The sequence below is a fragment of the Thermus sp. KWY1 genome, assembly GCF_057547025.1.
On the sequence record NZ_BAAJPG010000038.1, the window covers coordinates 58,694 to 70,355 of the forward strand.

Genomic DNA, 11,662 nt, shown 5'->3' on the forward strand with positions numbered 1-11,662 from the left:
GGGCCTGGAGGGTTCCAGGGCACCCGGGCTAAGGCATGGCTTACTTGATGAGGCCTTTCTCCTTCAGGTACCGCTCGGCTCCCGGGTGGAAGGGGATGGGGAGTCTTCCATGCAGCCTGGCGGTGGCCTCGAGGCTGGTGTCCTTGGCGGCGGCCACGGCGGTGCGGAGGGTGTCCAGGTTCTCGAAGACGGCCTTCACGATGGCATAACCGGCCTCCGCGGGCATGGTGTCCGGGCAGACCACGATGTTGCCGGTGGCGAGCCCCGGCACATCGGTGCGGGTGTTGTAGATGTTCTTGGGCACCTTGTAGGGATCCACCAGGCCCGGGAACCTCTTCATGACCACCTGGGCGGTGGTGCTCTTGGGATCAATCGGCACCAGGTAGATGCGGTCCCCTTTGCGGGCGAGGGTCTGGGAGAGCTCCACGATGGAGCTGGTGGGCACGCCTCCCACCCAGAAGAAGGCGTCCAGGGTGCCCTCGGCCAGGGCCTTGGCTCCTTCCGCCACCGGCAGGCGCTCCCGCTTGGCGAAGGTTTCCGGCTTTACCCCGGCCCCCTGCAGCACCAGAAGGGCGAGGTTCTCGGTGCTGGAGCCGGGCTGACCCGTGGAGACCCGCTTGCCCTTGAGGTCCTGCACCACCTTGATGCCGGTCCTTTCCGTGGTCACCAGGTGGATGAAGGAGGGGTACATGTAGAAGAGGACCCGCTGGTTTTTGGCCGGCTTGTCCTTAAAGCGGGGCTCCTCCCCGGTGTAGGCCACGTAGGCGGAGTCGGTGGTGGTGAGGGCGCAGTAGTAGGTGTTGCCCGAGGTACGGTCCCGCAGGAGCTGCAGGTTGTCATAGGAGCCACCGGTCTGCACCGGCTGGGCCTCCACTACCCCGGCCTTGTTGAGGATGTCGGCCATGGCGGTGCCGTAGTAGAAGAATACGCCTCCGGTACTCCCCGTACCTATCACCACCTTGGGCTTCTGCGCTAGGCCAAGGCCTAGGGCTGCCAGACCGATGAGGATAAGGGCTCGCTTCATGGTCGCCTCCCGTATACTTTTGCGCTCCTAACCTACCCTACCCTTGGGTACCTGTCAAGGTGAGGGTTGTCCCAGCATCCGCACCTGGAAGGCCCTTAGGAGATCGGTCTTGCTGAGGATGCCGAGAAGCTCGTCCCCTTCCATGACCAAGGCCCGGACATACCCCCGCTCGGCCATCCGCTCCAGGGCGGTGAGGGCGTCCTCCTCGGGGGAGAGGATCAGGGGTTCTTTTAGGTAGTGAGCCACGGGGGCCATGGGGTCGGCACCCTCCAGCCCCTCGAGGCCCACCACCCCCAGGACCCGCCCCTCCTCCACCACGGGAAAGCCGGAAACCTTGTGGGCCAGGGCCAGGCCCAAGACTTCCTGGACCGTAAGCTCTGGCGGGATGACCAGGGGGTTTGGGGTCATGAGGTCCTTGGCCTTTAACCCGCTTAAGGCCTGGGCCAGCAGAGTGCCCTCTACCTCGGCCCTCGAGGCCATGTACACGAAAAAGGCGATGAGGACCAGGAAGGGGTTGAAGGCCAGAAATCCGAACAGCCCCAAGGCCCAGGCCACCGCCTGGCTCAAGGCCAAGGCCTGCCGGGTGGCCTGGAGGTAGGGCTTGCGCATGGCCAAAAGCGCCCGGTAGACCCGGCCTCCATCCAAGGGCAGGGCGGGAAGGAGATTGAATAGCCCCAGCATCAGGTTGACCAAGGCCAAATAGTGGGTGAGAAACCCCAAGGCCCCGGATTCCGCCTGCACCAAACGGAAGAAGAGGGCCAGGGCAAAGCTCACCGCTGGGCCCGCCAAAGCAATCCAGAGTTCCTTTTTGGGTTCCCTGGGGATCCTTTCCATCTGGGCTACCCCGCCCAGGAGCCACAGGGTGATGCGTTTGGTTTCTATACCGAAGCACTGGGCTACCAGGGCGTGCCCGAGCTCGTGTAAAAGCACGGAGGCGAAAAGGCCAAGGGCCGCGGAAAGTCCCAGAAGGAAGGGCAGGGTGCCCTGGAGCAGGGAGGGGTCCTGGGGAAGGTGAAATAACTCCAGATAAAGGGACAGGTTGCTACCGATGAGGAAGGCCAGGAGGGGCAGCATCAGGAGAAAGGAGAAATCCAGGTAAAGGGGGATCCCGAGAATGCGGAACAGAGGAAAGCCGCGCTGGAACATGCCTCAGTATAGGCACAGGCTGGCGGTGGGGTTGGTAATGACCGGTCAGTCAGCCGTAGGATAAGGGGGTGCTGGCCTTGGCCCTCCTGAAAGACTCTCTTTATCGTTCTTACTGGCTCGCCCTTTTCACCTCTCAGATGGGCACCTGGATGCAGTCGGCGGCCCAGGGCTGGCTGGTCCTCCTCCTTACGGGAAGTGCGGAGAGGCTTGGGCTGGTGGTGGCCTTGCAGTTCCTGCCTTCCTTGCTCTTCTCCCTCCCCGCCGGGGTGTTGGCGGACCGTTACCCCAAGCGGAACCTTCTTATTTTTACCCAGGGGGGCATGATGGTTCTGGCCCTCCTCATGGCCTTCCTCATCCTTACCGGGCAGGTGCGCTATGGCCACGTACTCCTCTTCGCCTTCCTCTATGGGGCCCTCAACGCCATGGACCTCCCGGTGCGCCAGAGCTTCACCGTGGAGCTGGCGGGCAGGGACCGGTATCCGGGAGCCATCGCCCTTAACTCCTTTGGCTTCAACACCAGCAGGTTGTTGGGGCCGGCCCTAGCTGGGGTGTTGATCGCCCTCTTTGGCGTGGGGGTGGCCTATCTGGCCAATGCCCTCTCCTTTTTGCCCCTTCTCTTCGTCCTGCGCCGGGTCCCTTTGGGGCCTAGGGGGGAGGAAGGGGATGGCCGCTGGTGGCGGGAGGCCCAGGAGGGGGTGCGGTTTGTCCTCGAGCATCCGGTGGTGCGCCGGGTGGTGGGGCTGGTGCTCTTCGCAAGCCTCTTGGGCATGAACTTCCAGACCCTGGTGCCCGCCTATGCCCGGCTGGTGCTGGGCCTTTCCGCCACGGGTTATGGTGGCCTCCTTTCCAGCGTGGGGTTGGGGGCCCTGGGGGCTGCCTTGGTCATGGCCTTCACGGGTAGGCCCAAGCCGGGGAGGCTTCTTCTTGGGGTCTTTTCCCTTTCCCTGGCCCACCTGGGCCTCTTCCTGCCCTACGCCTTCCTGGTCCCCTTCTTTTTGGCCCTGGGAGGGTTCGGGATGATCTCCGTGCTCATCAACGCCAACACCCTGGTGCAGCTATCCGTGCCCGACCGGATTCGGGGCCGGGTGATGGCGGTGTACAGCCTGGTGATGCTGGGCACCGGGCCCCTTGGGGCCTACCTCACCGGGCTTCTCTTTGAGCTTCTCGGGGGGCGCTTGGCCGCCTTGGTCCTGGGAGGAGCGGTGCTGATGGTGGGGCTTTACCAGCTGCGCTCCTGGCGTGACGACTCCCCGCTCTGAAGAACGGGGCTTCGCGGTTCTCACGGGACGGCCCATGCCGTACCCATCCCCGCAGGCTCCGTCCGAGCCCTAGCCAGGATGTTCTGCGCCGCCGCTATGTCCCGGTGTAGGTGAGCCCCGCACTGGGGGCAGGTATACTCCCGCACCCACAGGGGTTTCTTCTCCCGGTACCCGCACACCGGGCAATCCTGGCTTGTGTACTTTGGATCTACCTTTATCACCTGCCTACCGGCCTCTGCCGCTTTGTAGGCAAGGATTCTTAAAAACTGTCCCCAACCCGCATCCATTACTCCTTTCGCAACATAGGAGCGGGCCAAACCGGTGATGTTTAGGTCTTCGTGGACAATGGTACCATATTCGTCCACCAATCTCCTGGCGAGTTTGTGGTGGAAGTCCCTGCGCTGATTGGCTATCTTGCGGTGTAGCTTAGCTACCTGCTTCTTAGCCTGCTTGTGACGATAACTACCCTTTTTCTTGCGGGAAAGTTCCCTCTGGGCTTTAGCCAGTCTTTCCTGTGCCTTCTGGAAGTACCGTGGGGCCTCTACCGTTTCGCCGTCCGAGGTGACAAGGAAATGGGGGTTGGTGCCCAGGTCTATGCCTACGGCTTTGTCAGTGGGAGGAAGAGGCTTGGGCTCCACCTCACAGACAAAGACGATGTACCAGTGGTCTTCTTCCCTTTTGACTGTGGCGGTCTTTATCTTGCCTTCAAGTGGTCTGTGTAGCTTGATCTTCACGGAGCCTATCCCGTAGAGGAAGACCCGCTTTCCGTCTTTCTGGAGCCTGACCCCGCCAGTCCCGGCCTGAGGGAAGGTGAAGGAGTCGTAGCGGCCCTTCCCCTTGAAGCGAGGATATCCGGCTTTCCGTCCCGCCTTGACCCTACGGAAGAAGCCCTTGAACGCCCGGTCTACCCGTTGGATGACGTCCTGCAAGATCTGTGAGTGGATCCTTTTGTACTCTGGCAAATTTTGGCGTATCTCCGGTAAATAGCGCTTCTGCTCGTAGAAGCCCACCGTCTTGCCCGCCTTCCTGTAAGCATCCCTGCGCTCTTGCAGGGCGGCGTTGTAGAGTTGGCGGCAGAGGTCCAGGGTCTTCTCCAGATCCCTGGTTTGCGGCTTGGTGGGGTAGAGACGATACTTGAAAGCCTTACGCATCGTCTTCGGTACTTGCACATGATACGACATTTGGCGAGCTTTGTGCGGCATCAAGATACGGGCTGCAAGATACGGGCTTCACCCGTGACCGCCCGTGACCCAGCCGCCAAAACCGGGCGGCGTGGGGAAGTCCATGTATCCCCGGTTTGGTCAGCCCGTAGGGCTATCTTGGAAACCGGGGGATTATAGCTCCCCCACACCCCCTCTTTTCTCTAAGGAACCCAGTCCTCCGGCCTAGGCCCCAGGCCGAGCCGCCAGGCCACTCCCTGGGCCACCCGAATCCCCGCCTTCCCATCCCCGTAGGGGTTCTTGGCCTGGCGCATGCGCTCAAGCTCCTCGGGGTTTTCCAGTAGCGCCTTCACCGTGCGGTAAACCCTTTCGGGCTCGGTGCCCGCCAGCCTCAGGATGCCCGCCTCGAGGCCTTCCGGCCTTTCCGTGACGTTCCTGAGCACCACCACGGGAACCCCCAGGGCGGCTCCTTCCTCCTGGAGCCCCCCGGAATCGGTGACGAGGAGGAGGCTTTCCCGCATCAAGGCGGCCATGGGCCCGTAGTCCAAGGGGTCCAGGAGGAGAAAGTTCTTCACCCCTTTGAGCACGGGGAAGACCGCCTCCCGCACCACGGGGTTCAGGTGCACGGGGTAGACGAAGGTGAGGTGGGGGAAGGCCTCGGCCACCCGCTTGAGGGCCCGGGCCAGCTCCCCCAGGATGGGCCAGTTTTCCCGCCGGTGCATGGTAACGGTCACGTAGGGGCCAGGGGGAAGTCCCTCAGGAAGCCGGCCCAGCCGGGCGGCCAGGAGCACGGCATCCACCCCCGTCTGGCCGGTGACCAGGATGGTTTCCTCCTTCTTGCCCTCCCTTAGCAGGTTCTCCTTGGCCAGGGGGGTGGGGGCGAAGTCCAGGTCGGTGAGCGCATCGGTGAGGCGGCGGTTGGCCTCCTCGGGGAAGGGTTCTTTGAGGTTACCGCTTCTTAGGCCTGCCTCCACGTGCCCCACGGGAAGCCCCACCAGAAAGGCAGCCCAGGCCACGGCGAAGGTGGTGAGGGTGTCCCCGTGGACCAGCACGTAGTCCGCCCGCATCTCCTCGAGGGCCCTGGCCGCCTGGGGCAGGATGCGGGCAGCCAGGTCCGGCAGGGCCTGGCGCTCTTGCATCACGTCCAGGTTCCGGTCCTCTTGGATGCCGAAAAGCCCCAAGGCCTGCCTTAGTTGTTCCCGATGCTGGCCGGTGAGGAGGATGAGGGGCTTGATGTGGGGATACTCCCTCAAAGCCAGGTAGACCGGGGCCATCTTGGTGGCCTCGGGCCGGGTGCCGAAGGCTAGGACCACCCGCTTCATGCTATTCTGCCCCCCTCCAAAGGGCCCTGAGGCGGCGGTAGGTCACCCACCCCAGGCCGGAAACCGTGGCGAAAAGGCTTGCCAGGATGGCCTCCTTGGGCATGCCCAGGTAGGCCATGGCCAGAAGGTTGAAGAGGAGGGCAAGCCCCCACAGGAGGAAGGCCACCCGCCTTTGGGAAAGTCCCCGGGCGAGAAGGCGGTGGTGGATGTGGTCCTTGCCGGGGGTGGAAAGGGGGTTTTGCCCCCGCAATAGCCTTCGCACCACCACCTGGGTGGTGTCCAGGATGGGGAGAAGAAGAAAAAGGGCCGGGGGCAGGAGGCCCAAAAAGGTGGTGAGCTTCAGGTTGCCAAGAAGGGAGGTGGCCGCCAGGGTGAAGCCCAGGAAGTAAGCCCCCGCATCCCCCAGGATGATGCGGCTTGGGTGAAGGTTGTGCCGCAGGAAGCCCAGGGCTGCCCCGGCCAGGGCCGCCAGGACCAGGGTGCCTGCCGCCCAGTAGGGAAACTGGGCGCTCACGAAGAGGAGGCTCGTGGCGCTAATGTACGCCACCCCGCCCGCCAGCCCATCCAGGCCGTCCATGAGGTTCAGGGCGTTGGTGATTCCCACCACCCAGAGCCAGGTGAGGAAAAACCCCCAGACGGGATCCAGGGGGGTGCCGAAGGCGGCTTCGAACCGCACCCCCACCGCCATGAGGAGGAGGGCGGCCAGGGTTTGCACGAAGAGGCGGAAGAGGGGGGGGAGGCCGAACTGATCGTCGATGAAGCCCACCAGCACCAGCCAAGCTCCTCCCAAGAGGATGGCGAGGATTTGGATAAGCACCTGTTCCACCAGGATGGGCCTTAGGAAGGCGGCCACCACCAGGGCCAGCACCACCCCGGCGTACACCGCCAGGCCCCCGGCGTTGGGCAAGGGCTCCCGGTTGAGGCGCCTTTCGTTGGGCATGTCCGCCCAGCCCACCTTGAGGGCGAAGCGGCGCACATGGGGAAGGAAGCGCCAGGTGAAGAAAAGGGCCACCAGGAAGGCGAAGGCCACGGTGAGCCAGCCTGTGCCCGTGGGTTCGGCGATGCCTATCTTCTTGAGAAGCTCGGTCATTTGGTCCCGTAGATCCGGTCCCCGGCGTCCCCCAGGCCGGGAACGATGTAACCGTGGTCGTTTAGGCGCTCGTCGATGGCCGCCACCACCACCTCGGTGTCGGGATGATCCTGGGCGATGCGCTCCAGGCCCTCGGGGGCGGCGATGAGGCACATGAGCTTGAGTCCCGTGGCCCCCTTCTCCTTAAGAAGGGTAAGGGCGTGGCTGGCGCTCCCGCCCGTGGCCAGCATGGGGTCCAGGAGGAAGACCCGGCGCTCGTGGATATCCGGGGGTAGCTTGGCGTAGTACTGGACGGGCTTTAGGGACTCGGGGTCCCGGTAGAGGCCGATGTGCCCCACGCGGGCATGGGGCACCAGCTTGAGGATGCCCTCCACCATGACCAATCCAGCCCGTAAGATAGCCACCAGGGCCAGCTTCTTGCCGGAAAGCACCTTGACCCGGGCGGGGGCCACGGGGGTTTCCACGGTGGTTTCCGTAAGCTCCAGGTCCCTCATGGCCTCGTAGGCCATGAGGAGGGATACCTCCTCCGCCAGCTCGCGAAAGTCCTTGGCGCCCGTGCGCTTATCCCGGAGGTGGGCCAGCTTGTGCTGGACCAAGGGATGGTCCACCAGGGTGATCCTCATCCCCCAAAGCCTAACACGCCCGGTTTCTTAGGGGAAAGCAGTCTTGAAAGAAGCTCAGGGCCCGGGGGAGCTTGTCCGCCAAGGCCTCGAGGAATCCCTCGGGCTTTTTCGTGCGGAACCAGTGGAGGTCGTGGAGGTAGGTGAGGGGCACGTAAAAGGCCAGGCGCTCCCGCACCTCTTTGGGGTAGAACTGCACCAGGCGGAAAAGGGCCTCCCGGGCCCCTTCTTCACCCAGAAGGTCCAGGCTTCCCGTCTTGAGGAGGGCCAGGTCCCGGGCGGGATCGTCGCCTCCGGAGCGGACCCAGTCCACCAGGAGCACCTCGGGGTCGTCGTGGGAGGGGTTTTCCTGGGTCTTAAGCAGGAGGTTCCCCGCCCAGGCGTCCCGATGGCAGAAGCGCTTCTCCACCCCCGCCACCCAGGTGACCTCCCGCATAAGGGCCTTGATGAGGCTTAAGGCCTCGGGCACGGAGCCCAGGCTTTCAGCGAAGCGCTCTAGCCTCTCCAAAAGCTCTTCCCCCCCCACATACCCCGGCTCGGGGAGGCGGTGGAGGGAGAGGAAGAGGTGGGAGAGGGCGGCGAGGGCCTTGGGGGTGAAGGCTTCGGGGCTGAAGGGTTTTCCGGGAAAACGGCGGATGACCAGGACCCCTTGTCCCTCCACCTGGGCCACCCCCAGGACGAAGCTTCCCAAGCCGGCGCGGGCCATCCTCTCGGCCTCGAGGGCCGCCAGGTGGGCCTCGCCAGGCCGGTATACCTTGTAGACCCTTTCCCCATCCGTGTACACCCGGGCTTCAAAGCCGCCCAGGGGGGTAAGGCGAGAGAGGGTATCGGGGGAGAGGAGGCCCTTCAGGGCCGAGAGCACCACGGGGCTTATTCTAAGGGCCTCGAGGGGGATGAAATGCCCCGTGAGTATGGCTTTGCATAGGTCTTCCTCAACCCCATCCCCGGCAACGCGTAACCTAAGGGCGTGGAGCTTTTGCGCCCGGAGGCCACGGTCCTCTCCCTGGGGGACAGGGTCCTCTCCTTTGACCGGGAGGGCCGGCCTTACCACTACTTCCGCCAGGGGCTCACCTACAAGCGGGCCCTGGACGGAAGCCTGCACCTGCGCTACCGGGAGGGGGAGAGGAGGAGGCGACGCCTAGAGAAGGCGGAGGCCCTGGAGGTCTACCGCGAGATCCTGGGCATAGCGGAGGCCCATCTCAAGGATCCCGGACGCCGGGAGGAGGTGCTTCGCTGGACCCCGGAGGCCCTTTCCGACCCCACCCCTTATCGCCGGGCCTACGCCTGGCCCGTGAGCATTCTCCCTCCGGATGCCTACCTTTCCGTGGTCCTCCAGGCCACCACGGGATGCACCTGGAACCGGTGCGCCTTCTGCTCCTTCTACCAGGACCGCCCCTTTCAGAAGCGCAGTCCCGACGCCTTCCGGGAGCATGTGGAACGGGTTTTGGAGCTTTTGGGAAGGGGAAGGCTTTTAAGGCGGGGGGTTTTCCTGGGAGATGGCAACGCCTTGGCCCTGGGCGAGCCCCTTCTTCCCCTTCTGGAAGAGGTCCGGCGGGCCTTTCCCGGGGAGCCCATCCTGGGCTTTTTGGACCTCTTTACCGGGTTGAAGAAGGAGGCTGCTTGGTGGGAAAGGCTTAGGGCCTTGGGGCTTAGACGGGTTTACATTGGCCTCGAGACCGGGCATGCTCCGTTGCTTGCCCTCCTTAACAAGCCCGGGCATCCCCGGGAGGCCTTACCCCTGGTGAACGCTTTGAAGGAAGCGGGGCTTTCCTTGGGGGTAATCCTCATGGTGGGGGCTGGGGGCCTAGCCTACGCTGAGGCCCACCGCCGGGAGAGCTTGGCCCTTTTGGCCGAGCTCCCCTTGGGGAAAGAGGATGTGGTTTACCTATCCCCTTTCCAGGAGGAGCCGGGTACCCCCTACGCTCTCCTGGGTCTAAAGCCTCTTCCCGATGTGGAGGCGGAGCTTGCTGCTTGGGCCAGGGAACTCCGCCGCTTGGGCCTGCGGGTAGCCCGGTACGACATCCGGGAATTCCTGTATTAGGGCCAGCGCGCCCTAGCCTCTTGGTATACTCGGGCCATGAGCGCCTCGCACGAACGGGAACTCTATGAGGCCTGGGTGGAGCTCCTTTCCTGGATGCGGGAATACGCCAGGGAGAAGGGGGTCCGGTTCGAGAAGGAGGCGGACTTCCCCGATTTCATCTACCGCATGGAGCGCCCCTACGACCTTCCCACCACCATCATGACCGCTTCCCTTTCCGATGCCTTGGGGGAGCCCTTCCTTCTTGCGGACGTCTCTCCCCGGCACGCCAAGTTGAAGCGCATCGGCATCCGCCTTCCCCGGGCCCACATCCACCTGCACGCCCACTACGAGCCAGGAAAAGGCTTGGTGACGGGAAAAATCCCCCTTACCAAGGAGCGCTTCTTCGCCCTGGCCGACCGGGCACGGGAGGCCTTGGCCTTCGCCTAAACCTTGGCGATGGTGCCCTGGCCTAGGGCCACCAGCCTGGGCTCGGGTTCCTCGCTGTAGATCTCGCCCTGGACCACCGCCAGGCGTTTACCCGCCTGCACCACCTTACTGCGGGCCAAAAGCCTTTCCCCCTTGGCGGGGCGGAGAAAGTTCAGCTTGAACTCCACGGTGAGCACCTCGGGTCCTAAGACCAGGCCTCCGGCGAAGGTGAGGGCGTTGTCCATAAGCGCGGCGATGACCCCTCCGTGGACCACCCCCAGGTGCTGGTAGAACTCCGGACGGACTTTTAGGGCCAGTTCCACTCCCTCCTCCCCTGCGGAAAGGAGCTCCATCCCCAGGTACTGGCTGAAGGGTTGGGCCTTCAGCACCTCTTTGCCCAGCTGGTTCAGGTCCACGATCTCCTCCTTTAACTGGGTCAAAGTTTATTACATCCGGCGGCTGGAGGAGGCCTCGAGGGCCTCCCACAACTTCAGGACCACCGGATGGAGGAGGGGGAAAGCCCGGCGGGTGGGCTTGAGGCGGGGGCCTTCCACTTCCAAAAAGCCTGCTTCCGCCAGGGATATAGCAGCAGGCTGTAGGCTGGGCCAGAGGCTTAGGCCCGTTCTCCTCTCCACGGCCTCCACATCCACCCCCTCCTTCAGGCGCAGGCCCAGCATCAGGCTTTCCTTGGCGTGTTCTAGAGGGGAGATGGCTTCCTCCTGGGGGGGTTCCCCCAGGAGCCAGCGGGGAAGGGGAGGGTTGGTGCGGCGGAAGGCGTAAACCGGCCCCGTGCCCGGGTACTGGCCTGCGGCGCTGGGACCCAGGGCCAGCCAAAAGCCATTCCGCCAGTAGGCCAGGTTGTGGCGGGCCTCCTCGCCGGGCCTTGCAAAGTTGGATATCTCGTAGCGCACAAAGCCGGCACCCTCCAGGATCGCCTCCGCCTTCCCCATGGCCCAGGCTTCCCCTTCCGGATCCTCCTTCAGGCCCGACAGGGCGAAGGGGGTACCCTTTTCCACCTGCAGGGTGTAGGCGGATACATGCCCCACCCCTAGGGAGGCGGCCTCCTTTAGATCCTTCTCCACCTCCTGCATGGGCAGGCCCAGGATGAGATCCAGGGAAACCCGGAAGCCCCCCTCCAAGGCCATCTCCACGGCTTTCAAGGCGCCCCTTCGTCCATGGGCCCGGCCCAGGAACTGCAGCACCGCCTCCTGGAAGCTCTGGACCCCTAAGGAGAGGCGGTTTACCCCGAGGTCCTTGAGAAGGGCCATCCGTTGCCGGTTCAAGGTGCCGGGGTTGGCCTCGAGGGTCACCTCCGCATCCGCTTCCAGCTTCCAGGGAAGGGCCTGGAAGAGGGCGATGAGTTCCCGGTCCCGGAGAAAGCTCGGGGTACCCCCGCCCAGGTAGAGGGTCTTTAGGGGCTCAGGGTGGATCTCGTAAAGCCTTTGGGCTTCCTCCTTAAGGCGTTTCAGGTAGGCTTCCACCCACCCTGGGCCCCGGCGCACCACGTGGAAGTCGCAGTAGGGGCAGAGGGTGGGGCAGAAGGGGACGTGGAGGTAGAGGCTAGCCATGGTGGAGGGAAATCTTCTATGCCGGGA

Annotated in this window: 12 protein-coding genes; 3 read left to right on the plus strand and 9 right to left on the minus strand. The window is 64.0% G+C overall.

Going from position 1 to position 11,662, the window contains the following annotated elements; all coding sequences use genetic code 11:
- Positions 1 to 40: 40 nt before the first annotated feature.
- Positions 41 to 1,024 carry a TAXI family TRAP transporter solute-binding subunit gene (locus tag AC27GT_RS10225; protein WP_219760398.1) on the minus strand — a complete coding sequence of 328 codons (984 nt, stop codon included), beginning with the start codon at positions 1,022 to 1,024 and terminating at the stop codon, positions 41 to 43.
- A gap of 54 nt (positions 1,025 to 1,078) precedes the next feature.
- Positions 1,079 to 2,170, minus strand: coding sequence for a site-2 protease family protein (locus AC27GT_RS10230; protein WP_219760397.1), 1,092 nt, complete (start codon positions 2,168 to 2,170; stop codon positions 1,079 to 1,081).
- Between the two features lie 68 nt (positions 2,171 to 2,238).
- Here AC27GT_RS10230 and AC27GT_RS10235 point away from each other — a divergent pair, with 68 nt between their 5' ends.
- Entirely contained in the window at positions 2,239 to 3,429 is a 1,191-nt protein-coding gene (locus AC27GT_RS10235; RefSeq protein ID WP_487224111.1) for an MFS transporter, read from the plus strand.
- A gap of 20 nt (positions 3,430 to 3,449) precedes the next feature.
- Here AC27GT_RS10235 and AC27GT_RS10240 read toward each other — a convergent pair whose 3' ends face one another.
- From AC27GT_RS10240 to AC27GT_RS10260, 5 genes are all read right to left on the minus strand, one after another.
- The gene (locus AC27GT_RS10240) at positions 3,450 to 4,580 is read right to left on the minus strand and encodes an RNA-guided endonuclease InsQ/TnpB family protein (RefSeq protein WP_487224112.1); all 1,131 of its coding nucleotides are present in this window, start codon (positions 4,578 to 4,580) and stop codon (positions 3,450 to 3,452) included.
- Positions 4,581 to 4,792: 212 nt separating this feature from the next.
- The gene (gene wecB, locus AC27GT_RS10245) at positions 4,793 to 5,911 is read right to left on the minus strand and encodes a non-hydrolyzing UDP-N-acetylglucosamine 2-epimerase (protein WP_219760395.1); all 1,119 of its coding nucleotides are present in this window, start codon (positions 5,909 to 5,911) and stop codon (positions 4,793 to 4,795) included.
- 1 nt (position 5,912) lies between these two features.
- Positions 5,913 to 7,001, minus strand: a complete 1,089-nt coding sequence (locus tag AC27GT_RS10250; RefSeq protein ID WP_219760394.1) for an MraY family glycosyltransferase — start codon at positions 6,999 to 7,001, stop codon at positions 5,913 to 5,915.
- The gene (gene upp / locus AC27GT_RS10255; protein WP_219760393.1) at positions 6,998 to 7,624 is read right to left on the minus strand and encodes a uracil phosphoribosyltransferase; all 627 of its coding nucleotides are present in this window, start codon (positions 7,622 to 7,624) and stop codon (positions 6,998 to 7,000) included. Before upp ends, AC27GT_RS10250 begins: the two co-directional genes overlap by 4 nt.
- Positions 7,625 to 7,634: 10 nt before the next feature.
- Positions 7,635 to 8,672, minus strand: coding sequence for a phosphotransferase (locus AC27GT_RS10260; RefSeq protein ID WP_370534246.1), 1,038 nt, complete (start codon positions 8,670 to 8,672; stop codon positions 7,635 to 7,637).
- Here AC27GT_RS10260 and AC27GT_RS10265 point away from each other — a divergent pair.
- Positions 8,589 to 9,662, plus strand: coding sequence for a radical SAM protein (locus AC27GT_RS10265; RefSeq protein ID WP_219760391.1), 1,074 nt, complete (start codon positions 8,589 to 8,591; stop codon positions 9,660 to 9,662). The genes AC27GT_RS10260 and AC27GT_RS10265 overlap by 84 nt on opposite strands.
- A gap of 36 nt (positions 9,663 to 9,698) precedes the next feature.
- Positions 9,699 to 10,088, plus strand: a complete 390-nt coding sequence (locus tag AC27GT_RS10270; protein WP_019551701.1) for an NADH-quinone oxidoreductase subunit 15 — start codon at positions 9,699 to 9,701, stop codon at positions 10,086 to 10,088.
- Here AC27GT_RS10270 and AC27GT_RS10275 read toward each other — a convergent pair.
- Positions 10,085 to 10,507, minus strand: coding sequence for a PaaI family thioesterase (locus AC27GT_RS10275; protein WP_246584457.1), 423 nt, complete (start codon positions 10,505 to 10,507; stop codon positions 10,085 to 10,087). The genes AC27GT_RS10270 and AC27GT_RS10275 overlap by 4 nt on opposite strands.
- 6 nt (positions 10,508 to 10,513) lie before the next feature.
- Positions 10,514 to 11,635 carry a radical SAM family heme chaperone HemW gene (gene hemW / locus AC27GT_RS10280; protein ID WP_219760390.1) on the minus strand — a complete coding sequence of 374 codons (1,122 nt, stop codon included), beginning with the start codon at positions 11,633 to 11,635 and terminating at the stop codon, positions 10,514 to 10,516.
- Positions 11,636 to 11,662 lie beyond the last annotated feature (27 nt).